This is a genomic window from Microcoleus sp. B4-D4 (assembly GCF_036705185.1).
In the GTDB taxonomy this organism is placed as follows: Bacteria; Cyanobacteriota; Cyanobacteriia; order Cyanobacteriales; family Microcoleaceae; genus Microcoleus.
In genome coordinates this window covers 1-22,916 of the sequence record NZ_JAUBTX010000046.1, presented here as the reverse complement: position 1 = coordinate 22,916, position 22,916 = coordinate 1, and the positions used below count along the sequence as shown (strand labels likewise).

Here is a 22,916-nt window from a genome sequence, read left to right as displayed (position 1 = left end):
TAGCCCCTTAAATTGAGTAATAAATTTATCAATGTTGAAGTTGTCTTCTCTTATTCGTTTGTTCGGTTTAGCGATCGCTTCTCTTGTTCTAACTATTGCCTGTTCGCAACAACCCAATACCAATTCTTCCAATACTAATTCACCCCAATCCCAGCCATTAGTGTCCGCTACAAATAACTGGGTGGGACTCTCTGGACATCATGTTGCCGTGGGTAATAATTTCTTCAAGGAACAAGGTTTAAAGGTTCAAGACCTATTTTTCCAAAGTTCAAGTGAAGAAATAACCGCATTTTTGGCTGGCAAGGTCGATCTAGGTTGGTTAACCTCTGGAGATGCAATCCAGATGATAGCCAAAGATCCGTCAATAAAGATCATTTACTTGGTTGACTACTCGAATGGATCAGATGGCATTTTGGGACGTGGGATTAAATCACCGCAGGATGCCAAAGGTAAAACTGTTGGTCGTGAAAATGTTCTGTATGAAAGAGTTTTACTGCAAGCCTACTTACAAAAAGCTGGCTTGACCGAAAAAGATGTCGCCATCAAAGACTTAGTAGCCGCTGATGCTGCCGCTGCTTTCGCTGCAAAGAAGGTTGATATTGCGGTAAGTTACGAGCCTTACCTGGGCAAAGCTGCCAAGCAGGGTGAAGGTGAAGTCATCTTCTCTACAAAAGGCACAAACTTAATTGCTGACGTTGTTGTTGCCCACGATCGCTTGATTCAATCGCGCAAGTCAGACCTGCAAGCTTATTTTCGAGCCGTTGATAAAGCCGTGGATTTGCTGAATGCTGGTGAGGCAGAAGCACTAAAGATTTCGGGGTCAAAACTGGGAATTACGGGTGAGGAAGTAAAAGAGCAACTACTCGGTGCCAAACTCTTTGATTTAGAAGGCAACAAGTCGATGGCATTTAATAAAAATAACCCCAACAGTTTGATTGGCAATTTGGAACTGACAGCAAAGGCAGCTTATGACTTCAAAATTGTTTCCCAACCCTTGAAAGCTGAAACTTTCTATGACGATTCGATTGTGCAGTCAATGTAATCATGCTTAACAAACCTGTGTGTGACAGTTGGTTTTCTACCAAACGCATCCGAGAGGATTTGTATCTGATTACAGAACCTTATTACTACTGGTACAACCGCGCTAATCTTTGGTTAATTAAGGGTCAGACTCAAGATGTATTAATTGACACTGGCTTGGGTGTTTCCAGCTTGCGCCAGTACATTGCTTCCCTGATCGATAAACCACTGCTAGCGATCGCTTCTCATATCCACTTTGACCATGCAGGTGGGATGAATGAATTCGAGCGTTGCGCCATTCATGCCGCAGAAGCAGAAGCGCTGAGAAGGGGAGACAACTACGAAGCCCTCTGCACTCCAGAACAAGGCTGGGTACAGGATGAGCATTTTGATCGGCTGCCCCATGCAGAATTTAAGGCTGAGCAGTACACCCTGCATGGAGCGGAACCGACTCAGGTTTTGCAGGAAGGGGATGTACTGGATTTGGGCGATCGCGCTTTGGAAGTCCTGCATTTACCGGGACATTCACCGGGCTGTATCGCGTTATATGATTTGCGAGCACAGGAGTTATTCTCTGGCGATGTGATTTATGATGGCGAGTTGCTCGATGAACTCCATTGCAGCCACATCCCCACCTATATTGCCACCTACGAACGCCTGCAAAAACTGTCAGTAGAGACAGTTTATCCCGGTCACTATCGCATCTTTGGGCAGGAGCGCTACCACCAAATTATGCAGGAATACCTGGATCGACGACGCCACCCGGGATGCCCTTCTGAACCCCTAATGATACAATGAGCAACTCTTCGAGCGGACAGCCCGTGCTGTGGGAAGAACTGACCTGGGAGCAAATTACTGCGCTGCGGGAGGATGGGATGACGATGGTTATCCTGCCTGTCGGTGCAACGGAACAACATGGACTCCATTTACCAGTTGGCGTAGATACCTTTTCTGCGATCGCCGTTGCCCACGGTGTCTCTGCCAGAACCGGAATTCCCGTGCTGCCTGCCCTTCCTTACGGCTGTTCCTTGGGACATTCCAAAAAATGGGCAGGGACTCTTTCTCTGCGTCCCGAAACCCTAGCACAGCTAGTGCTGGAAATTGCCGAGTGGGTCTATAGTGCTGGATTCAATCGCCTGCTGTTACTCAATGGTCACGTCACTAACTGGGCACCCCTGCGCTGTGGTTTAGAGAATGTGCGACATACCTACCCAGATTTGCGGATTGCCTTGCGCTCCATCTGGGAAATTGCGCCTAGCATTCATCAGTTCTACCACCAGGATGCAGCAAACTTCCACGCCAATTGTGCCGAAACCTCTATCATGTTGTCACTCCGTCCCGATCTAGTGCAGATAGATAAAGCAGTGGATGAACCGGATCGTTCTGCTGGTTGCTTCTTTGCCTACACCGTCAACAAAGAAAGTGTATACGGTGCGGTTGGAACTCCCAGCAAAGCGGATATCAGCTTTGGCAAGCAAATTTTAGAAACCTGCATTGCTGAACTCAGCGAACAACTAAAACGTGCCTTGGTGGAGGGAACACCTTTGGAGGAAATGCCTCCCAACCTAACACCTAACACCTAATATAGCAATCCTAAATGATTTGCTTGCGCCATACGCCAGAAAGATGCTTGCACTACAAGGATTCTGATCTCAATCAATTTTGCGACTGATTTAGGACTACTATAGCATCCAGCATGATATGCTACCGTGTAAATGTATATTTTAACGGTAATTTATGCTAATTTTATCTTACCCATATCTAACATTTAGACAGGTATTCCTTAATAAGACTAACCTCAACTTCCAAATTTGACTTATAAAAACGAGACAATGACCGAAACTCTAACCCCTGAATTGCAAACCCTCAAACAATCCCTAGAGTCTCAAGGTGTTAAGTATGCCCTTGCCAGCTTTGTCGATATTCACGGTATGTGCAAAGCAAAATCTGTTCCCCTGTCTCATCTAGGGCAGATGATGGCGGGGTCAGAATTATTTACTGGAGCAGCACTCGATGGTGTGCCCCAGGATGTGAATGATGAAGAAGTCGCTGCCCACCCCGATCCCAATTCAGTTACAATTCTGCCCTGGAACCCAGAGGTTGCCTGGTTTACCAGTGATCTATATTTGCAGAAAAAGCCTTTTGAAGCCTGTAGCCGTGGAATTCTTAAGCGAGTTCTGGCAGAAGCTGCCAGTATGGGGTTTACCTTCAATTTAGGGATTGAGACGGAATTTTTTATTCTCAAAGAAACGGAGGAGGGAATTACCCCCGTTAGCGATCGCGACACCTTGGCAAAACCCTGTTACGACCTGCAAGGACTACTCGACAACTACACCTGGGTAAAGGAAATTGTCGAGGCAATGAATAGCTTGGGTTGGGATGTCTACTCCTTTGACCACGAAGATGGGAACGGGCAATTTGAAACGGATTTTGCCTACTGTGATGCCCTGAAGATGGCAGATCGTTTCACCTTCTTCCGGCTGATGGTAAAAGAAATAGCTCGTAAGCATGGCTTCTTCGCCACCTTCATGCCCAAACCCTTCGCCAACCGCACGGGCAGTGGTGCTCACTACAATATGTCGCTGGCAGACATAAGGACAGGAGAAAACCTATTTTACGAGTCTGAAGATACCAGGGGATGTAAACTCTCTAAGCTAGGCTATCAGTTCATTTCAGGCATCCTTCGCCATGCTCCTGCTATCTGTGCTGTCATTGCGCCAACTGTGAACAGTTATAAGCGCCTAATTGCCAGGGGTAGTATGTCTGGTTTTACCTGGGCACCTGTTTATATCTGCTACGGAAATAACAACCGTACCAATATGCTGCGGATTCCCTTAGCAGGGGGGCGGGTAGAGTGCCGTGCAGCAGATATTTCTAGCAACCCCTATCTGGGTGCAGCAATGCTCCTAGCAGCAGGGTTGGAAGGCATCCGAGAAGGACTCGATCCAGGAGATCCCCATACCGAAAATATGTACAACTACTCGCTAGAACAACTGGTAGACATGGGAATTAACTTCCTACCGCGTAACCTGGATGAGGCAATCACTGCCTTTGCCCGTGATCCCTTAAGCGAGAAAGTAATGGGTTCGTTGATGTACAAAACCTATGTGCAATTTAAATCTCAGGAGTGGCAGGAATATCACACTCATGTCTCTGACTGGGAAATTCAACGATATCTCAAATTTTTCTAGCAGCAACTACGCTCTAAGCTGTCGCGCATTTAAATTGCATATTCGGGACGCTGCTCGAAGCCCATCTCACAAGACTTTGATTATTTCTTGACATACAGTTTAAATGCAGAACAGCTTAATCCTTCGCAAGCTATTGTTGTCTGCATTTTTTTGAACAACTAAGGCTAAAGCTCTAAGAAAATACGAAATTTTGCGTAAGTCCTTTGTAAGGCTGAATACTTGTCCAAATCCTTTGTGTTAACAAAATCAAACTGTGCGGACAGACTCTAGTTTCTTGCCAAAAATAATAGTAAAGGTACTCTCAATGGCTCAATCTACTATGACAACGCCTGAACCTGCCCCCCGTGAATATCGCTACTTGAAACCGTCAGTTTTCTGGAGTATACGTCAGGGTTTTCCCAGATGGTTATCATTGCTGCTTGTTGGGCTTGCTCTAATTGTGCCATTGCTATTGTGGATGGCGATCAGTTCCCTTAAACTCGTGCCCCCCATGTTCTTGCCAACACCAGCATCAGTGATTGATGCCGGAATCAAAATGTTCACCGATGAAAACTTAATCGTAGATGTCCTAGCGAGTAGCACTCGTGTTCTGGCAGGTTTTGTTGTTGCAGGAATTATTGGTGTGCCCATAGGACTGGCGATGGGGACGTTTTACAGTCTAGATAGTCTCTTTGCGCCGATTGTTGGCACGGTTCGTTATATGCCAGTCACAGCCTTTGTTCCTCTAATTGTCATCTGGTTGGGTTTAGAAGAACCCTCTAAAATCCTGATTATCATGTTGGGGGTTGTGCTATATAACGCCATCATGGTTGCAGATGCAGTCAAGTTTATTCCCAACGAGATGATTAACGTCGCTTATACACTTGGTGCAACTCGTCGAGATGTTGTGTTTAAAGTGATTATTCCTGCCGCATTTCCCAGTGTTCTTGATACCCTTCGCGTCAATATTTCGGGTGCCTGGAACTTTTTAGTGATTGCTGAGTTGGTAGCTTCCCAAAATGGTTTAGGATTCAAAATTATTCAAGCTCAACGTTTTTTGCAAACCGATAAAGTTTTGTTCTGCATTGCCTTAATTGGGATAATTGGATTAGTGATTGACTACGGATTGAAGTGGAGTTTTCAACAACTCACGCCTTGGGCAGATCAAATTCGTCATTAAAGCGTTAACAATTTATCGGAAGATGTAACCCAACCAATTGCGCCGTTTTCTCCAAGCACTACATCAATGGCAGCCTGATGTTCCCACGGTGTTAATGCCGCACAGCAATCCTCTAGTAATAGGCAGTAAAAACCTAGATCGCTGGCATGGCGATAACTGCCTAGCACACAGCACTCAGTGGTAACTCCTGTAAACAGGAGATGAGTAACATTGTGTTGCCGCAGTAGAGTCTCCAAATTGGTGGAAACAAATATAGATTGGGCAGGTTTGTCTATTTGCAATTCAGTGTCGAGAGGTTGTAATTCTTCAATCAGTTGAGTTCCTGGCTCACCTTGAATTAAAAAGCGTCCCATTTTACCCAAACTACCGATGGGGTAACCTGCATTGATGTATCGTTCTTTTTTACTGGGCGTAACATCTGACAGATCAGGTAAATGGCTTTCTCGCGTATAAATAATTAGCAGCCCATGTTCTCTTGCCCAAGCAACCATCCTCTGGAGGCTAGGAATCATTACACGCACAGCGGATAGATCTGCTCCCAACTCATTGCCACAGAAACCCTCCAGATTACAGAAGGCATTTTGCATATCAATTACAAGCAAAGCAGCCCGTTTTAAATCAAGCGGAAAGGGGTATTTATAGGTTGGAACTAAAATGTGAGAAGATTCTTGATTACTTATAGCCATTGTCTTTACTCTATTTTTAAATTTACTGTCAGTTCTGGTAAAAAGATTGGGACTTAGGTTGGAAAAATTGCTACTCGTGCAACGGGTAATTTCAACATCTCAACAGAGCATCACCGTGCCAAAACGGGAAATTTGTACGCACTTGGCTGAAGCTCTTCCCCTGTCTGATTTCTATAAATATTATTCTGGATTGGTGCAGAGTATAAGGTTAGGACTATTGCTGACAAGTTAAGCTAGGGAAACATTTTTCAATCAGCAATTATACTCAAAATATCATCAATTTTAACCCACATTCCGCAGATGTGATTCATCTTACTGGTATTTTTGAAAAATCCCAGCCATCCAACTTTTTTAGTCTAACTTTTTTAACTTTGGTTTCTACTTTTTGTGTAAGGATTCAGGTATCTGAAACGTAGTCACAGAAGGACTTCTACAATTCAAGCCTTCGCTAAATCAACAGCTTAATTCTCAATAGGTACGACAATCAAAGCTTTCATGGTTTCTTAATAAGAATGGATATTTGATGATTATTGGATCGAATTGTTACACCGTATAGGTTTTACTGTTTTTTACATGACCTGAATCCTTACCTTTTTGTTAAAATTAGTAGACAATATCTTAAGTTGAATCCCGGCTTTTTTTCTGACAATAACTTGCTCAATTTATCAGACAATACAATCCAATAAATTCATAGGTTCTTCGACCAATATAATAATTATATTGGCTAACAATTTATTTTTCAGAGTAGAAGGAGAGAACACGCGCTTACGTCATTATTTAGCTCGTCTACACCGCAAAACTTTATGCTATTCCAAGTCCAGAGAAATGCTGCGTCACTCGATTCGTCTATTAATTCATTACCTCAAGTTTGGTGATGTTCCTGTACCCGCGCGCTTCATCCATTAATTCAGCAACGCCCTTTTGCTCACATCGAATCTAGACGCTATTTTTCTGATCGAGGTGTTACCTTGTTCGTTTTGACTATTTTTTCTCGGAAGTCGATGGAGTATGCTTTCATTATCCCTTTTGATGCAGTCCCTTGATTGTACTCTATTTACCTGCAATCTGCTGTAAGATAACCAGCACTCAAAGAACAGACGAGTGATCAATACAGGATAATCTTTTTTGGGCAGTTTTTTCAAGATGCCTTTAACAATTTTTGTTAATGAATTTACCATTAGTATCAAATAAATACATTTTGATAGGCTCTCCTGATTTTGAGGTGATAAGCAAACCGCATATCCTTGACGAGGAGGGCATCACAAAATTGCCGGTAGTCCTATTTAGGTAAGGGTGGACATAGCTCTTTTCATGTAAGGCTTTCAGAGCTTGGAGCCAACCTTACAGACCTGAAGTATCTAGGCTTTTTTAATGCTTTTGCAGCTACAAAGCCAAGACATTAACGAAATAATCAGCACTTTGAACCCTGTCCTAAGCAGATACTTGGATCTTTGTACACAGTAGTAAATCAATGAACTCCAGACTGCCAAGGAATTTCAACCATCCTTACCTTTAGGGCACTACCCGATCGCCAAGAAAATGTTGAGGGACGCTCCCGAACCTCTGCATCTAGCTGGTACGTTGGGCGAGCTATAATTTTTATACTTGAACAAAACTGAATATTCACCATGCACGTCGATCCCAACTCCAACACTCCTCAAGATAACTATAAGTTATTGACAAATCTTGTCGTTCCCCGTCCGATTGCTTGGGTAACTTCACAAAATACGGAGGGTGTAATCAATCTCGCACCCTTTAGCTTCTTTAACGCAGTGGGTGCTGACCCTTTATACCTAATCATCAGTATTGGCAATAAAGATGATGGCAGCATGAAAGATACGGGGAAAAATATCACTTTGAGTAGTGAGTTTGTGGTGAATTTGGTGACAGAAGATTTGTTGACTGCCATGAATATTTCTTCTGCCAACTTCCCAACAGAAGAAAGCGAACTCACGGCTGCTGGTTTACATTCGGCGGCATCAAAGCGGGTTAAGGTTCCTCGTATAGCTGAGGCTCAAGCAAGTTTGGAATGCGTTCTCCACAGCCAACAACCACTAGGAACTTACACGCTTTATATTGGGCAGGTGGTTATGTTTCATATTGACGACCGTCTTCTTGGCGATCGCCTACATATTAACGGTTTTGCTCCCATCGGCCGGCTTGGCTCTCCGTCTTACTATTGCCGTACAACAGATCGCTTCGAGCTTCCACGCATCACCTACGAGCAGTGGCAGAAAGATGATGCCTAATTTCCAAATATTTCCCAATAACTGGCCCTAAATCGCACCAACTCGCGTGAAAGAAAATGCAGGTTGGTGTTGCGCTTGCAGCCGGCAATGTTTGCGCCCTGGCGATGATACCAAATTCCTTCGCTAACGCTACCGTGCGCTTGAAAGGTTATTAGTATAACTTGAGAATTTTTAACGCGATCGCACCAATCAGTACGCAGAAACCTAGCGCTCTCCGAAAATAATTCACGCCTTGAAATAATTCCTCCCACGCCCAAGTAAACAAGGAGCCAAATGCTACCAAGTCTAACGCTGTATTGATTTCACCTGTTGTTAAAACAAGTTTAAGCAAACTCGCTGCCCGACGTGACAATCAGCGGTAGGTTTGGCGGCTGAGCCACAACAATTTTGCCGTTGGGATCGCGGAATATTTGATCGAATGCTGTATTTGTCATTACTTTAAATAGTGAGTTGATAGTTTTTACTATATTTAAATAATCCCAACATTCCCTCTACCTTTTTGTTGATTGAACTAACGGTTCTTATGGCTGGCACGCCTTACAGTTAATGTCACGATGGCTGCTAACCTAAGCGCGTTCAAGCACATAACGGACGCATCGACAGCTTCAGCGACTCAGCTAATCCGTAGCGTTTGCCCGGACTACGACCTCTGCCACCGCATTAATAAGAAATCCCTCAAACCAGCGCAGCAATGCAATAACTCTCGGTTCGCTGATTTGAGGAGAGGAAAAAGAATTAAACTCTTACGCCTCAAGGGATAGGGAAATTATGTAACTGGATAAAGAGTATAACCCAAGAGAGGTAGGCTAGAGAGCAGTTGCTGGAGAGGGAAATGGGATGAAAAACGAAACGGTCGAAATAACTTCCGAACGAATTGATGACATTCCAATAGTCGTAGAGTGGCTCAAGCAGATGGAGATTGCTAAATGGATCGATAAAAGTCTATCAAAGCCACACGGAAACCATCAAGGAATGAGCTATGGGCAATTGAGTGTGTTGCTATTAACATACATAATTACCCAAGCAGATCATCGATTGAGCGCAGTAGAAGAGTGGGTAAAAAAACACATAAAAGTGTTAGAAGCAGTTACAGGCTGGTCAATTGGGGAGAAAGATACTAGCGATGACCGATTAGCCAGAGTAGTAGAAGAGTTAGGTTTACAAACATCGGCTTGCACTCAAATAGAAGAAAAAATTGGGCAACATCTCATCCGAGCTTATGACTTACCAACAGAAGTAGCAAGAGTAGACACGAGTAGTTTTAGTGTGAATCACCAACAGCAGGAATCTGAGTCCGAGAGTTTGCTACGCTATGGACATTCTAAAGACAAACGACCAGACCTACTCCAATATCGTCAAATGTTAGGTACTCTTGACCCAGCGGGAATCCCATTGGTAAGTGCAACTCTAGCTGGGAATGGAGCAGACGATCCAATTTATTATCCAACTTGGCAGAAGATGGCAAAAGTCATTGGTCACAACCAGTTTGTCTTGGTCGCCGATTGTAAGGCAGGAGCCATCGCCACCCGTGCCCAGATAGCCAACGAAGGCGGTATTTATTGTTTCCCGCTACCAATGACTGGACAACACCCAGAGTTACTCAAACAATGGGTGCTCGCTCCACCTGCTGACTCGGTAGAGATTCGATTACCACGACAGGATATGATTGAGCCTGCTGTCGGAAAAGGATTTGACGTAGAGTTGGGTAAATTTTGGTTAAATCCAGGCACTGGCAAATGGGTACGCTGGAATGAGCGATATCTATAGCAATCCTAAATGATTTTCTATATCTAGAGCAATCCTAAATTATTTTCTGTGTGTAAGTATATTGACGTATTTTGGGGAAATCAAATTTATGTTCGTTAGTAAAAAAGTCAAACAAAAATTTGACAATCTTAAAAGACCTACATAAATACCAATACTTTCTTAAAAAGTTTTTAGCTTGTAACCAAATATCTTCAACGGGATTCTGTTGGGGAGCATTGGGAGCAAATAAAATACAAGTAATTGACCAATTATCAGGTTCTTTGTCACCATTTAGTTCTAATAAAAAGTCTCTAAATTCTCCATATTTATGATAACTAGCTCCATCCCAAATCAAGATAATCTTTCGATTTTTATATTTATTTTGTAAGTATTTTATGAATTTAACTGTTGATTTTCCATCACCAGATGGATGGCTCTGAATATGGAATTCTTTGCTGTGATAATTGAGTGCACCAAAATAAGTTTGTCTATCTTTTTCATGGGTAATTGGGACTTCAATTCTGATTTTGGATTGACCCCAAACATAACCAGTTAGATCACCATGAAGTAGATGACATTCATCTAAAAACAATACTATTATTTCCCCAGCTTCTATACCAGCCTTGTTTTTAAATAAAATATTGTTAATTTCTTCCGTCTTTTTTTTTACCAGTTCTTTATCAAATTTAGGATTGGTTTTTTGAGTTTTTTTCCAACTAATTTTCGCCCGGTCGAAAAGTTCATAGTAACTCTGTTTTGATTTATACATCACACCAAATTCTTGAACTAAATAAGTAACCAGCTCATCTAAATTCCAATATTCTTTATTCTTTAACCACTCGATTACTTCAGTATTTTGTATAGCTGTTAAATACCCTTTTGACCCTTTATGTCCTAGTTTGATTCCGGCAATGCCTTTGGTTTCAAATTGTTTTTTCCAATAACCAATAAAAAATTCACTTACACCTAAAATTTTGCTGATTTCATGGTAGATATTACCTGAAAGTGCCATCCTTACAGCTATTGCTCGTTTTAGTTCTCTGGCATCGATATCGCTTTTAATGAAAGAGTCTAAAGAAGCTATTTCTTTTTCCCTCTCTTTTTGTTGCAGTTGTAAGTTATTCATTTTTTTATGGTCACAATCAAGTATTGCATATAATTGTATCATAGTCTTGATAATGATTTAGGATTGCTATAGTTGTCTACTCTGATGACTTCGCACGAGCGACAATAATTGGTTTACAACAGCGCATCGATCAAGCTACTGCTTCCCTCAATAAACTAGCTGCGAAACCAGGCGATGACCTCGAACAACTCTCGGTGAAGGTAGAGACAATTCTCAAACGTTGCCGCGTCAAAGAATTGTTTGTGGTCACGACCGCGACTGAAACCATCACGGAAACTCGCTATATCGGACGGGGAAGACCCACTGCCAAATCACCAACACAGCAGATAACTCGGCTTGAGATCCAACTTCACATTCAGCCACAATCTACGGCGATTGAACAGGCGTTAAAATTGGCGGGATGGAGATTGTATGTCACCAATGCCTCCACGGAACGACTCACCCTTCCGCAAGCTGTTATTTACTATCGGGATGAATGGCTTTTGGAACGCAGTTTTCATCGTGTTAAACGTGGTCATTTGCCTGCGCTACCCATCTATTTCCAAAATCAAGACCGGATTACCGGCTTGATGTTTCTGTTGACTATCGCATTGAGGGTATTTACCCTAATTGAGTTTGTGGTTCGACAGGCACTTCAAACCAATCAACAGTCTTTGGCTGGTCTTTACAATGGTAATCCTAAGAGAGCGACTGCTCGTCCCTCTACCGAGCAACTACTCCACGCTTTTTGCCACCTCACTCTTTATTTTTTGCCCAATTCTTCTTTCTTCATTACACCGCTTAACGAGCTCCAGCGAGAGATTCTGCGACTAATGAAAATGCCAGAGTGTCTTTATCAGCTACATCTCTGTCTACATAAGCCATAAATCTTTGATGTGACTTGAATTCAGCGAACCCACAGTAGTAAGTTTAAGTCAACCCCATATTCGTCCCATAGTCAGAGGAAAAGCATCTTAAAGCGTAGAGTTTGGAGCCAAGCTATCAGCCAGTTGTTTTGAAGGATATGTATTTTTAGACCGGATGAGCTGGGATAACTTTAACGAATCACGGGACTTGAAAGCCCAAGTAGAAGCATATCATAGGTTCACAGGATATTATCCAGAGTCAGTTCATGCAGATCGGATTTATCGTACAAGAGAAAACCGAGCATGGTGCAAAGAAAAAGGAATTAGAATCAGTGGACCGCCCCTAGGAAGACCAAGAGCAAATGTGAGTAAAGCAAAAAAGAAGCAAGCGAAAGAAGATGAGAGGATTAGAAATGCAATTGAGGGAAAGTTTGGGCAAGGCAAACGCAGATTTAGTCTCGATCGCATCATGGCAAAACTTGATAATACTTCACAGACAGCTATTGCTATCACTTTTTTGGTAATGAATCTTGCTACCTGGTGGCGCCGGGTTTTTTGTGTGTTTTTCTGTCTATTTGGAAACAGAACACCTGTTTTTGGGTGGAAGATAATCTACAATTATAATTTGATGGGATTGATACAGAAAAAATTATATTTAACTGGGCTTTCAGATATCGTGAGCTCCTGTTCTTAGTTTGCGATCGATTATTCAGCAAACCCTATATACCTAGAGATAGGACTTACCGTAAATGTTTGTACCCGTTGTAAACAGTGAAAATAGACCGTTAATGCCGACTACCTCAAGCCGCGCTAAGCGCTGGATTAAGTCAGGTAAGGCAACACCATTCTGGAAAAAGGGGGTATTTTGTGTTCGATTGAATATAGAACCTTCAAGCCACAACTATCAACCCATCGCGGTTGGCATCGATCCAGGTAGCAAACGCGAAGGATTTACCATTAAATCCAAATCGCATACCTACTTAAACATCCAGACCCATGCAATTGATTGGGTAAAAGACCATGTTGAAGTAAGGCGAAATATGCGACGTGCTCGGCGGTTTCGGAACACACCGTGCCGTCAAAACCGAGCTAACAGGTTGGTTAACAAAAATCTGCTCCCTCCATCTACTAAGGCGAGATGGCAGTGGAAGTTAAGGATAGTTAACTGGCTAACGTTGATGTTTCCGATATCAACATTTGTTGTGGAGGACATCAAAGCGCGAACGTGGAAAAACGGACGTAAGTGGAACGTATCGTTTAGTCCTTTAGAGGTTGGCAAGCACTGGTTTTACTCTGAGCTTAGAAAGATTGCCCATCTTGAGATTAAATCTGGCAATGATACTTACAACACGGGCGATCAAGAACTTGGACTTAAAAAATCAAAACAGAAGCTATCAAACAAGTTTGAGGCTCACTGCGTTGATTCTTGGGTATTGGCTAATTGGTACGTGGGCGGGCATACTCAACCCGACAATACCAAGCTAATAGAAGTAATCCCTCGCTTTGTTTCATCGCAGACAACTCCATCGCTTGCAGCATTCCACAGGTCATATTCGCCCCCGTTATGGTGGCACTTTGAGTGTGGGGTTTAAGCGCGGTTCAGTCGTCAAGCACCCTAAATACGGATTTTGTTACGTTGGCGGTTGGCAAGAATCTCCAACAAAGAAAGACCCGTACCGGAAAACAATTAGCTTGCACGATTTAAAAACAGGCAATCGTCTCACTCAAAACGCATCGCCCGCAGATTGTAAGTTTTTGTCCTACAACTCGTGGCGCATTACAAATTAAATTGTAAAGCCGTCCTAGAAGGACCTGCTGTGTACACACAAGTTGCTCTAAACTAGAGGAAAAGCGTTGAAAGCCTTATCAGATATGAATAGCCCCATTTTGATCCATGCCGCTAACCTCCCACAAACCGCCTTTGGAGACCCTCGGCTGGTAAAAAGGGGGCTTCACTTTACGAGGCAATCAGCCAGCATCACTCGATAAATATTCGCCGAATTAGCCGTAATCGGGCTGAGCAAGTGGGATATTACCGCTTCCTAGAGAATGAGAATGTGACGATATCCGAACTCGTTCGTAGTCTGTCAGACCATTGCCAACAGCAGGTAAATGGCCGTCATGTCCTAGCCATCAACGACAGCAGTGAGATTAACTTGCAAGCCCATGCTGGACGATTGAAATCTAAGTCGTTAGGTGTTGTCGGGAACAATCAAGATGTGGGCTTTTTCCTTCATCCAACCCTGATATTGGACGCACAGTCCGGCTTTCCTCTGGGATTGAGTCACGTTCAACTCTGGACTCGGGAAGCTGGCCATAAGACAAAAAAAAAACGAAACTATCAGAAATTACCCATTGAAGACAAGGAGTCTTTTAAATGGATTGACTCTGCCCAGAGCTCTGGGCGGTGTCTCCAAGGCGGTGGTGCTAAGTTGGTGACGCATATTGGAGACCGTGAAAGCGATATCTATGAAGCTTGGGCTAGAATTCCCGATGGCTATAACCATCTGTTGGTCAGGGTTCGTCAAGATCGTCGATTGCATCACGAATCTGATTCTTTGTATGCTTTTTTGGGTCAGCAAAGCGTTCAGGGAACCTATTCTGTAGAAGTTCTGGCGGACGCAAGACTCAACCGTACAGCCCGCAGTGCGTGGCTAGCCGTTCGTTGTGCATCAGTTAAAATTCAAAGACCGGATAACCTGAGTGCAGAGGACTATCCAGACCATGTTGGACTGTGGGCCGTTGAAGCCAGAGAAGTGAGTCCGCCCACAGGCCAAAAACCGATTCTCTGGCGATTGCTGACGACCCATCCAGTCGAATCTGTTGAACAAGCTTTACAAGTCGTCCTGTGGTACCGCTGGCGTTGGTGGATTGAACAACTATTTGCCACGCTCAAACGCGATGGTTTAGATATTGAATCCACCCAACTAGAATCGATAGAGGCCATTCAACGCTTGACGATTTTAGGGCTAGGGGTGGCGCTGAAGACGCTTCAATTGGTGGAAGGCCGGGACAAACCAGACCTCGAAGCAACCCTGGCATTCACCAAAGAGCAGCAATCATTCCTGGAGCAATTAGAGCCAAAGCTAGAAGGCAGGACTAAAAAGTTGCAAAACCCTCACCCTAAACGCTCCTTACCCTGGGCAACTTGGCTGATTGCTAGATTGGGTGGATGGTCTGGCTATCAATCCCAGCGCCCCCCCGGAATCGCCACTCTGGTCCAGGGTTTGAGGAAATTTGAGTCCATCTTTTGGGGATGGCTGCTAGCTCAACCCTGACTTGTGTGTACACAGCAGCCTAGAAGGACGGGGTTTCTACCCATTTTTCTGATGACTGACTCACCGCTCGAACAAATCAATTTGCTGGACACCGAACGCCGACATCCTTGCCAACAGCAGCCATCCCCCATTCGAGCTGCAACTGGTGAGGTCGGGGATGGAGCCAGCAAAAGCCCGCATCAAAACCAATTTCCTCACTCTGGTGCGCCAAAAACCTGAGACTCCCGAACAATGGGCTGCTTTGACCGAAGCATGGTTCGTAGCTTGCGAGTATGAACCCACCGTTGAAGATTTTCGCTTATTGGCAGAATTCCTGTGGGAGAATCAAGACAGCATTGAAGTTGACATTGACTGCTGACAACTTAGAATTTACTTTCACTTCGATAACAAAGCGATCGCCCTATTTTAAAAAGATGAGCTTTTACCGCTATGCCTAAACCAAAGAGGTATCCCGACAATTGGCAACAGATTGCGCTCTCGGTGAAAGAAAACGCGGGCTGGCGTTGTGCAAAGTGCAATCAACAATGCCTCCGACCCGGTAAAATCCGACCCGGTAAACAAAGCGGCTTAACCAAATCTGAACGGTGTGCTTTAACTTTGGCGGTGCACCATCGCAACCGGATACCAGAGGACAACCGCCCGGAAAACTTAATAGCCCTCTGCACCGCCTGCCATTTGTCCTATCACAATCGCGGTCAGTCCAACGTATCGCCGGGGCAGTTATCCTTGTTCCCTGATGATGACATTGATTGGGATATCATGAATTTTTCTGAGGAATTGGCACCGGACAATTTATCGGCTGGTGAACTACCAGACGCTGACCGTTTAGGCGGTACAGCGCTGGCTTCCTGATTCATTGGGGATAGCGTCCAACAAAACCGAAGTTTTGCCTCTTCGACTTACATCCCCTCCACAGGCAAAAGCGCTAGTTCCTAACGCCAGAATCCGCAAGGCTTCATTTCTGATGTTGATCGCCGCATTTACATCACGGTCATGATGAGTACCACAATGCTTACAAGTCCATGCCCTAACATCAAGAGTGAGATGCTCAACTTGATTTAGGCAGACATGGCAGGTCTTCGAGCTAGGGAAAAACCGATCGATCTCGATATAAGTTTTCCCTTCGTTTTCAGCCTTATATTTGAGCATGGTGCAGAACATACCCCAACCAACATCGCTAATTGCTTTAGCTAGATTATGATTCTTGACCATACCCTTGATGTTGAGATTTTCTACGGCAATAACTTGGTTTTCGTTTACTATCTTGCGGGATAGCTTGTGTAGGAAATCTTCACGACACCTAGCAGTTTTGGAGTGAACTTTCGCCACTGCCAATCTGGCTTTTTTACGATTTTGACTGCCTTTCTTTTTACGAGATAGCTTGTGCTGTTTCCTTTTTAGATTGCGCTGACGCTTCACAAAATAGCGAGGATTGTCAAATTTTGAGCCATCACTGGTAATAGCAAAGTGGCTCAGCCCAACATCAATGCCAACAGCTTTGTTTACTGCTACTGACTTAGGATTAGCTTTGCAATCGTCAACTCGAACGGAAACAAAATATTTTCCATCAGGATTTCGAGACACAGTGACAGTTTTGATATCACCCTCAAAGCTTCGGTGAAGCCGACAATGTACTAATCCAATCTTAGGTAAATTGATATAGTCGCCATCAAACTTGACGTTTTGAGGATAGCCAATTGATTGCCTGCTGTGCTTTGACTTGAATCGTGGCAGCCTCGCCCTTTTGTCAAAGAAGTTCTTATAGGCAGTGGATAAATTTAGAGCTACTACTTGCAAACATTGAGAATACGGGTCTTTTAACCATTCATACTCTTTCTTGAGTGCAGGAAGCAAACCTTGTATATATCCTCTCGATAATCCCTTGCCAGTATTCTTATAGGTTTCTTGACATAGGTTTAAGGCGTAGTTCCAAAACCATCTCGCACAGCCAAACGACTTGGCAAGCAAGATTTCCTGCTCACTTGTGGGATAGATTCTGTATTTGTATGCCTTATACATTTATCAAGACTATTGAATACTGATAAGATTATAGCATACAGGAATACCATATTGATTCGCTGTCGCTTAATTTGTTTCGGGCTGCGCTTTCACCCCGTCGCTCATCCTTGTAAACGGATAGAGCGCGGGACTTCCCGTTCGCATTAGTTAAATTGAAGAATTTGTAGCTATTGCTTCAAGCAGAAACAGACCGACTTTCTTGTGCAGTCCCTGGTTTTGTTGGGGACAGCCAATCTGAATCAAGCATTTAGGGCACCCGTCAGAACACTCGCAATTTAAGGCTAGAGACATTGCTTTAGCAGCAAATAGCGGTAGGTGCTTCCCAATTTCTTCCGATGCTCCATTTCCTCCATCTGTGGTATCAAAAAAATAGGCGACGATACCCGAATCATCTTGTTTTACCGTACAGTTCACATCGTGAGTAGAGGAAAGCACGACTAGGGGAACAGCTAGTTGAATTTGATGAGCCATACTGTGCAGAGCAACTGCAACTGCATTGCCACCCCAAAACAAACCTTCCAACTCTTGAGGAATATCATCTCCATATTGGGTTCTTGCACTAGCTTTGTGGCGGTTAACTTCACCTGTAATTGCTGCAATCAGAGGCGGATTTACTTCGACTTTAACGACAGGAGCTTCATATTGTATTTGATAGGGCGGATTGAATGAGACTAATTTTATAAGTTTATTTATTTCGATCGATTTCAAAGTCCGACCGCAAGACGTACATATTTTACCTTCAAGGGGCTGTTGGTGACAGCGGCATTGGACGTTGGTGCAAGTGTGTCGGTATTCTCTTTTACAAAGCTTGTAGCCTGTTACTTGCGATTTAATCTCGCCCCATCCCAAAGTTAACCTCAACCTTCCTTCGGATAAGCTGGTATCGATAATACGGGGCTCTTCTAGGTTTTCTAAAAGTTCGATTTGCAAACCTAAATCAGGTTCAGTAAACAAGCTGGGGTCTTCTTCAAAGGGCTGGAGTATTGCTTTGTTCTGCTCGGTATCTAGACTCTGACACCGATAAGTAACTAAACGGTTGCTTTCGTCAAAAGCCGTGTAAATTGCACCGGGAAAGACTTCTCGATAGGCAATGTCGCGCGGCATTTCCTCAAAGGATTCTCCCGTATTCTCGTCAATTAATTCAATAGCATCTATAGCGTTGCCTCTAATATTGACTTTTAGATGAGGTTCTCCTCGCCCTCGAAGGAGCGTACCATTGCGAGAGAGAGAGAGTCTGTCTTGATCCAGCAGTTCCTCAGCAACGGCACCTCCCACAGCCTCAAATCGACTTTCTACCTCAACAGCAGGCAAACCGCTTTCGACGCAGCAACATTCCAGGTGTTTGCTCACAATGGTGGGATAATTGGGATTGAATGCGGCGCTTTCTACTTCTCCTAATAGCAATTTGTCAGGATTCTTACCGTAATAGGAGTCTAGGGGATTTTGGGCAACTGGCAAGAAAATTACCAATCCCGGACTGATTCTACCAGCACGTCCCAGGCGTTGGCGAAAGGACATAATAGAACCGGGATATCCCTTCACCAAACAGCAATCTAATTCTGGTAAATCCAAACCCGCTTCTAGTGCTGATGTGGAAATAATTACTTTAAGTTTCCCCCGTTGCAGTTGGTTGATAATGTCTCGGCGGCGGTCGCTTTTTAAAGAGCCGTAGAAAGCAGTCACTTTTTGCGCTAAATAACTATTTCCGTGTCGCGTACTTTCTTTTTGAATTAAATCTACAAGTTTTTTAACCGCTCCTCTACTATTGCAAAAAACAATGCCGCTTAAGTCTTGTTGCAGCCAAGATAACACAATCTTACAAGCATCGGAATTTGGTGTGTCACTGGGAGCCAAACACAGAACAGTTTTTCCAGCAGTACCCGCCCCGCTGCCTTCAATTAAATGCAGGCGATCGGGTTGAGACGTTCTGCCGCTAAATCTCATTGCCATGTCTCGGGGGTTGCCAATAGTAGCGGAAGAACAAATAAATTGGAGTTTGCTGCTGTTGCCTCCCACGCTATCAACCGCCCTACGCAAACGGCGCATTAGGTTAGCAAAATGAGCCCCAAACGCGCCTGTATAGGAATGGCTTTCATCAATCACTACCCACCGCAACCGTCGCAGAAATTGTCGCCAGGGTTCCCATTGTGAGCGCGGAATCTTTGATAATTGATGATGCAGCAAATCGGGACTGACCGCTAAAATATTGGGGAGATGAGGCACGAAGAGTCCCAAACGTTCGGTGTAGGGAGTATCGCCAGTCATTTGCCCCACTTTTACAGGCTGCGTTGGAGGAAATGTTTCGACAATACGTTGCAGTTTGCGAAACTGATCGAAAGCTAGAGCTTTCAGCGGAAAGATATAGAGCGCGGAAGTTTGAGGGCGATTCAAACAATCTTCTAGAATTGGGAGGTTGTAGCACAGGCTTTTTCCCGATGCTGTGGGAGTCACAATACTCAAATCGCAGCCCTTCCGCAAGCAATCTAAGGCTTCAATTTGATGCGAATACAGTTCCTTAATTCCCAATCCCCGAAGAGCATTTTGTAAAGGGGAGGGTAAGTCTTTGGGAATGGCATCCAACGAGCCAGATGCAGGAGGAGTAATGCGAACAGCGCTAAGATTTGAAGCTAACTCAAGCGCGATCGCCCTAAATTTGGGTTGAGGAATAGCGGCAATTTCTGCTGCACTTACCTGAGAAAAGCTAGCAGACTGTATTTCACCTGCACCGTTTTCTTCAGATTCGGATGAGGATTCAGGTGTTTTAGATGCCTCCCCAGGGGCGATTTCACTCCTTTCAAGAGCTTGCTGCCAATCTTTGTATAGAACGGGAACCGAGTATCCGGGAAACTTCACTATCAGTGTGTTACCCATCCAAGACAGAACCTCGCCTTGTCCGTACTTGGGAGAACAGAGCTGCTGTCCGGGGTCTAACCACTCAGGATGCTTTCGTTCGCTGTTGGGAGTCACAGCGCGGATAAGAGCAGCATAGTCAGTGGGCTCGGGGTTTGTCATTGTTTTGGGGATAACACCAATTGCTTCATATTATCGAATCTCGATCGCCCAAGTAGCCGGAAGCATACGCACGACTACTCACGATGTGCTGAATTTTTTAGCAGCAAAAACGGAGAGGCAACTAATCGGCGACATTCAAAGTTTTTATTTTGTGTGTCGCACAGTCGCTAGAAAACTTAGAAGAACGATTTGACGAGGCCCTCAACCGAGCACCTCGCATCAAACCGGGGCGGTGGCATCAAATAATCGAGCGCGTTCAACAGATTTTTTGCACGCTTGATGAGCTCTCTCAGGGAGGGTAAACGTTAAATGATAAATAGCGGAATATCTGGACGCTTCAATGTCTTATTCTTTTTGCAACAAAAGCTCATTATTCACGCTAGCGATAGTCCACAGGAACCCAGGCATAGCCCTGATTTTCCGCACGAATATGACCGACTCCTGGAAAAGACACATGGGCGGGTGCTACGAGACGGCGGGATGTTTCTGCCTCGGCAAATTGTTTCGCCCGTTGCGCTGCTGCGGCATTAGAATCGACATCAAACTCGATCGTGATTTTGGGCTTCGGAAATTGAACCGAGGCGACGTGCAAAATATCGCCCCAAAACTCGATACTCTCGCCTTTGCTTTCCACCAGGTAGAAACTGTGCCCGGGCGTATGTCCTGGTGTGGGGCGGGCAGTAATCCCGGGTAAAATTACCGTCTCGCCGGAAAACGGCTTCAGCTTATCCACATCGATATAGGGTTTGACTGTCTTAACTGCTTCGTTGATATATCTTTGATAGTTTGGCGAACGCTTTGCATTAGCAGGATTAAGCCAAAAATCAATATCGGGTTTGCCGACATAGACCGTAGCTGCAGGAAACATGAGTTGACCGCCTACAACCAAACCACCGCTGTGATCCGAATGGATGTGAGTAAGGAGAACGATATCGATATCGTCGGCCCTATAGCCTGCTGCCTGCAACGACATCGGTAGCTTGCCGCCCCGGTCCCCAAACAATTCCCCTGAACCAGTGTCTACCAACACCTGCTTGTCTCCAGTGTCGATGAGAAATACATTGATCGAAGTTTCAACGGGGTTTGTAAGGAAGCTGCGATCCAGGAGGCGATCTATTTCTACCGGGTTCGTATTGGTCAGGACAGAATGCAAATCCAGTGGCACTGTGCCGTCGCTGAGGGCGGTAATTCTGAAATCGCCTAACTCGAATTGATAGACACCCGGCACTTTAGGTTTCACCGTTTTCTCCGAAGTAATTCCCGGAGACATAATTGAGGTCGCAATAATCAATATTGCGGTGAGAGCAGCTATGGCAAGTCTAAAAAACATATTCGAGATATCCCAGTGGTAATTGAAAATTGATTCAATATAAGCTTAGTTTGTAAAGCCTCACCCTACCGTATCAGAAATTTAAAAATAATAATCCAATAATTTTCAGAACCCCAATATTGCGTACTCTCCGGCAATATCACTACAATATCAATGTAGAGGTCACTTGCTGCGAGACTTTGCTGTGGAACGATGTGAGGTAGGGTTATAAATTTGTTTACTGCTGCTGTACCTAAAATTCTTTCTATAATCCTTGACAGTTACCCATAAGCTATCTATATTCAGGAATATCTGGAACACGCTAATATTAGTCACCAAGTTATTGGGTCTGAAGCCCCGTCCTTCTAGGACGGCTTTTTCTTCGCATTTCTAAATCCATAATTTAAATATTTCTTAATGAATCATCCTCCTTTTTGCTGTATTATGAATAATAGGAGGATTTAGCAATGTTTGGATGTCAACAAAATCTAATTCGAGCTAATTCAGATACTCAATCGATACTAGAATACCTGTGTTCCGAGTCAGCAAAGCTTACTAATTGCGGTATCTATTATTCTCGCCAGATATACTTTAAGACTGGCAAAATTCCGAATCGCGCCAAACTACATAAAGTCTTGGGAACCGAAGATAAAAACTTGCACTACCAAGCGTTTTATTCAGATACAGCTCAGCAAATTCTGACAGGGGTAGCAGAATCTTTTAAGTCTTTTATGGGCTTACTCAGAGGAATCAAAAATGGGACGGTTACGCAACGCCCTAAATTGCCGGGATACCGTAAAGGTGGAATGGCACTTGTGACATTTACAGGTATCCGCTCAATAAATCGGGGTAACAGCAAAAAAAGAAGGTTCACAATCTAGGCACAGCATGGTAGAATATGACATATTATTAATCATAAAATCAAGAATGTCATAGTCTTTTTTAGCCACTAAAGTCACAATTAACCGTGGGTTTATACGACACTTACTACAGGAATTAAGGGCCAATAATTCAGAGCCTTTATATTTTTTTGAATTTCTTCAATCAGACCAGGACACACCCAGAGAATAAACCGAAGATTGTTGACGAATAATCGTCCCTAGAGATGGAATATTTCCCAGGTAAGAAATACGGTCGTGCATATATTCAAAAAAGCTAATTCCTAATTTGCGGGTAGTCGCCACCAGAGACATGAAAACATCCATCGCCTTAGTTCCTTCACAAGTTTGGGTTGCATAACTAATATTTCGTCGCTGCACGATTGTTCTAGCAGCTA

At 44.0% G+C, this 22,916-nt stretch carries 19 protein-coding genes and 4 pseudogenes; 16 read left to right on the top strand and 7 right to left on the bottom strand.

Going from position 1 to position 22,916, the window contains the following annotated elements; genetic code table 11:
- Positions 1 to 31: 31 nt before the first annotated feature.
- From QUB13_RS24765 to QUB13_RS24745, 5 genes are all read left to right on the top strand, one after another.
- Positions 32 to 1,042, top strand: coding sequence for an ABC transporter substrate-binding protein (locus QUB13_RS24765; RefSeq protein WP_333386141.1), 1,011 nt, complete (start codon positions 32 to 34; stop codon positions 1,040 to 1,042).
- A 2-nt stretch (positions 1,043 to 1,044) separates the two neighbouring features.
- A complete protein-coding gene (locus QUB13_RS24760; protein WP_333386139.1) occupies positions 1,045 to 1,818 on the top strand; it encodes an MBL fold metallo-hydrolase in 774 nt (257 codons plus the stop codon).
- The gene (locus QUB13_RS24755; protein ID WP_333048771.1) at positions 1,815 to 2,603 is read left to right on the top strand and encodes a creatininase family protein; all 789 of its coding nucleotides are present in this window, start codon (positions 1,815 to 1,817) and stop codon (positions 2,601 to 2,603) included. The genes QUB13_RS24760 and QUB13_RS24755 overlap by 4 nt, the downstream gene beginning before the upstream one ends.
- Positions 2,604 to 2,852: 249 nt before the next feature.
- On the top strand, positions 2,853 to 4,211 hold the full coding sequence (gene glnT, locus QUB13_RS24750) for a type III glutamate--ammonia ligase (protein WP_333100557.1): 1,359 nt from the start codon (positions 2,853 to 2,855) through the stop codon (positions 4,209 to 4,211).
- A gap of 304 nt (positions 4,212 to 4,515) precedes the next feature.
- Entirely contained in the window at positions 4,516 to 5,370 is an 855-nt protein-coding gene (locus tag QUB13_RS24745) for an ABC transporter permease (RefSeq protein ID WP_333048769.1), read from the top strand.
- On the opposite strand, the gene QUB13_RS24740 is transcribed toward QUB13_RS24745, so the two are convergent.
- Positions 5,367 to 6,056, bottom strand: a complete 690-nt coding sequence (locus tag QUB13_RS24740; protein WP_333100556.1) for a cysteine hydrolase family protein — start codon at positions 6,054 to 6,056, stop codon at positions 5,367 to 5,369. The genes QUB13_RS24745 and QUB13_RS24740 overlap by 4 nt on opposite strands.
- Before the next feature lie 738 nt (positions 6,057 to 6,794).
- On the opposite strand from QUB13_RS24740, the pseudogene QUB13_RS24735 reads away from it, so the two are divergent.
- Positions 6,795 to 6,962, top strand: a pseudogene (locus QUB13_RS24735) (IS1 family transposase); the annotation flags it as partial.
- Positions 6,963 to 7,126: 164 nt separating this feature from the next.
- On the opposite strand, the pseudogene QUB13_RS24730 reads toward QUB13_RS24735, so the two are convergent.
- A pseudogene (locus tag QUB13_RS24730) lies at positions 7,127 to 7,234 on the bottom strand (IS4-like element ISAva3 family transposase); the annotation flags it as partial.
- A gap of 450 nt (positions 7,235 to 7,684) precedes the next feature.
- Between QUB13_RS24730 and QUB13_RS24725 the strand changes: the two are divergent.
- Both QUB13_RS24725 and QUB13_RS24720 read left to right on the top strand, forming a co-directional pair.
- A complete protein-coding gene (locus tag QUB13_RS24725; RefSeq protein ID WP_333386135.1) occupies positions 7,685 to 8,305 on the top strand; it encodes a flavin reductase family protein in 621 nt (206 codons plus the stop codon).
- An 837-nt stretch (positions 8,306 to 9,142) separates the two neighbouring features.
- Positions 9,143 to 10,072 (top strand): IS1634 family transposase, encoded by a 930-nt coding sequence (locus QUB13_RS24720; RefSeq protein WP_333386132.1) that lies wholly within the window; start codon positions 9,143 to 9,145, stop codon positions 10,070 to 10,072.
- A gap of 34 nt (positions 10,073 to 10,106) precedes the next feature.
- Here QUB13_RS24720 and QUB13_RS24715 read toward each other — a convergent pair whose 3' ends face one another.
- Positions 10,107 to 11,177: an IS630 family transposase gene (locus tag QUB13_RS24715; RefSeq protein WP_333386129.1), complete on the bottom strand. Its 1,071-nt coding sequence runs from the start codon at positions 11,175 to 11,177 to the stop codon at positions 10,107 to 10,109.
- 62 nt (positions 11,178 to 11,239) lie between these two features.
- On the opposite strand from QUB13_RS24715, the gene QUB13_RS24710 reads away from it, so the two are divergent.
- From QUB13_RS24710 to QUB13_RS24680, 7 genes and pseudogenes are all read left to right on the top strand, one after another.
- Complete coding sequence (locus QUB13_RS24710; RefSeq protein WP_442922202.1) at positions 11,240 to 12,043, top strand: IS1634 family transposase; 804 nt, start codon at positions 11,240 to 11,242, stop codon at positions 12,041 to 12,043.
- A gap of 34 nt (positions 12,044 to 12,077) precedes the next feature.
- Positions 12,078 to 12,716, top strand: a pseudogene (locus QUB13_RS24705) (transposase); the annotation flags it as partial.
- A 55-nt stretch (positions 12,717 to 12,771) separates the two neighbouring features.
- The gene (locus QUB13_RS24700) at positions 12,772 to 13,614 is read left to right on the top strand and encodes an RRXRR domain-containing protein (protein WP_333386123.1); all 843 of its coding nucleotides are present in this window, start codon (positions 12,772 to 12,774) and stop codon (positions 13,612 to 13,614) included.
- Positions 13,526 to 13,810 carry a hypothetical protein gene (locus tag QUB13_RS24695; protein ID WP_333386210.1) on the top strand — a complete coding sequence of 95 codons (285 nt, stop codon included), beginning with the start codon at positions 13,526 to 13,528 and terminating at the stop codon, positions 13,808 to 13,810. Before QUB13_RS24700 ends, QUB13_RS24695 begins: the two co-directional genes overlap by 89 nt.
- A gap of 179 nt (positions 13,811 to 13,989) precedes the next feature.
- The gene (locus QUB13_RS24690; protein WP_333386207.1) at positions 13,990 to 15,300 is read left to right on the top strand and encodes an IS4 family transposase; all 1,311 of its coding nucleotides are present in this window, start codon (positions 13,990 to 13,992) and stop codon (positions 15,298 to 15,300) included.
- 157 nt (positions 15,301 to 15,457) lie between these two features.
- Entirely contained in the window at positions 15,458 to 15,658 is a 201-nt protein-coding gene (locus tag QUB13_RS24685; RefSeq protein WP_333386120.1) for a hypothetical protein, read from the top strand.
- Between the two features lie 71 nt (positions 15,659 to 15,729).
- On the top strand, positions 15,730 to 16,152 hold the full coding sequence (locus tag QUB13_RS24680; RefSeq protein WP_333386118.1) for an HNH endonuclease: 423 nt from the start codon (positions 15,730 to 15,732) through the stop codon (positions 16,150 to 16,152).
- On the opposite strand, the gene tnpB is transcribed toward QUB13_RS24680, so the two are convergent.
- The 3 genes from tnpB to QUB13_RS24665 form a co-directional block, all read right to left on the bottom strand.
- The gene (gene tnpB, locus QUB13_RS24675; protein ID WP_333386115.1) at positions 16,126 to 17,319 is read right to left on the bottom strand and encodes an IS200/IS605 family element RNA-guided endonuclease TnpB; all 1,194 of its coding nucleotides are present in this window, start codon (positions 17,317 to 17,319) and stop codon (positions 16,126 to 16,128) included. The genes QUB13_RS24680 and tnpB overlap by 27 nt on opposite strands.
- A 147-nt stretch (positions 17,320 to 17,466) precedes the next feature.
- Positions 17,467 to 20,331: a DEAD/DEAH box helicase gene (locus QUB13_RS24670; RefSeq protein WP_333386112.1), complete on the bottom strand. Its 2,865-nt coding sequence runs from the start codon at positions 20,329 to 20,331 to the stop codon at positions 17,467 to 17,469.
- 379 nt (positions 20,332 to 20,710) lie between these two features.
- Positions 20,711 to 21,661 (bottom strand): MBL fold metallo-hydrolase, encoded by a 951-nt coding sequence (locus tag QUB13_RS24665; RefSeq protein WP_333386110.1) that lies wholly within the window; start codon positions 21,659 to 21,661, stop codon positions 20,711 to 20,713.
- A gap of 446 nt (positions 21,662 to 22,107) precedes the next feature.
- Between QUB13_RS24665 and QUB13_RS24660 the strand changes: the two genes are divergently transcribed.
- Positions 22,108 to 22,521: a hypothetical protein gene (locus tag QUB13_RS24660; RefSeq protein WP_333386107.1), complete on the top strand. Its 414-nt coding sequence runs from the start codon at positions 22,108 to 22,110 to the stop codon at positions 22,519 to 22,521.
- Positions 22,522 to 22,680: 159 nt separating this feature from the next.
- Here QUB13_RS24660 and QUB13_RS24655 read toward each other — a convergent pair.
- Positions 22,681 to 22,916 (bottom strand): annotated as a pseudogene (locus QUB13_RS24655) (hypothetical protein); the annotation flags it as partial.

What these genes read in the sequence shown, in the direction of transcription:
- QUB13_RS24765 (WP_333386141.1), top strand. Translation starts at nt 32, where the DNA reads ATGTTGAAGTTGTCTTCTCTTATTCGTTTGTTCGGTTTAGCGATCGCT.
- QUB13_RS24760 (WP_333386139.1), top strand. Translation starts at nt 1,045, where the DNA reads ATGCTTAACAAACCTGTGTGTGACAGTTGGTTTTCTACCAAACGCATC.
- QUB13_RS24755 (WP_333048771.1), top strand. Translation starts at nt 1,815, where the DNA reads ATGAGCAACTCTTCGAGCGGACAGCCCGTGCTGTGGGAAGAACTGACC.
- glnT (WP_333100557.1), top strand. Translation starts at nt 2,853, where the DNA reads ATGACCGAAACTCTAACCCCTGAATTGCAAACCCTCAAACAATCCCTA.
- QUB13_RS24745 (WP_333048769.1), top strand. Translation starts at nt 4,516, where the DNA reads ATGGCTCAATCTACTATGACAACGCCTGAACCTGCCCCCCGTGAATAT.
- QUB13_RS24740 (WP_333100556.1), bottom strand. Translation starts at nt 6,056, where the DNA reads ATGGCTATAAGTAATCAAGAATCTTCTCACATTTTAGTTCCAACCTAT.
- QUB13_RS24725 (WP_333386135.1), top strand. Translation starts at nt 7,685, where the DNA reads ATGCACGTCGATCCCAACTCCAACACTCCTCAAGATAACTATAAGTTA.
- QUB13_RS24720 (WP_333386132.1), top strand. Translation starts at nt 9,143, where the DNA reads ATGAAAAACGAAACGGTCGAAATAACTTCCGAACGAATTGATGACATT.
- QUB13_RS24715 (WP_333386129.1), bottom strand. Translation starts at nt 11,177, where the DNA reads ATGAATAACTTACAACTGCAACAAAAAGAGAGGGAAAAAGAAATAGCT.
- QUB13_RS24700 (WP_333386123.1), top strand. Translation starts at nt 12,772, where the DNA reads ATGTTTGTACCCGTTGTAAACAGTGAAAATAGACCGTTAATGCCGACT.
- QUB13_RS24685 (WP_333386120.1), top strand. Translation starts at nt 15,458, where the DNA reads ATGGAGCCAGCAAAAGCCCGCATCAAAACCAATTTCCTCACTCTGGTG.
- QUB13_RS24680 (WP_333386118.1), top strand. Translation starts at nt 15,730, where the DNA reads ATGCCTAAACCAAAGAGGTATCCCGACAATTGGCAACAGATTGCGCTC.
- tnpB (WP_333386115.1), bottom strand. Translation starts at nt 17,319, where the DNA reads ATGTATAAGGCATACAAATACAGAATCTATCCCACAAGTGAGCAGGAA.
- QUB13_RS24670 (WP_333386112.1), bottom strand. Translation starts at nt 20,331, where the DNA reads ATGACAAACCCCGAGCCCACTGACTATGCTGCTCTTATCCGCGCTGTG.
- QUB13_RS24665 (WP_333386110.1), bottom strand. Translation starts at nt 21,661, where the DNA reads ATGTTTTTTAGACTTGCCATAGCTGCTCTCACCGCAATATTGATTATT.
- QUB13_RS24660 (WP_333386107.1), top strand. Translation starts at nt 22,108, where the DNA reads ATGTTTGGATGTCAACAAAATCTAATTCGAGCTAATTCAGATACTCAA.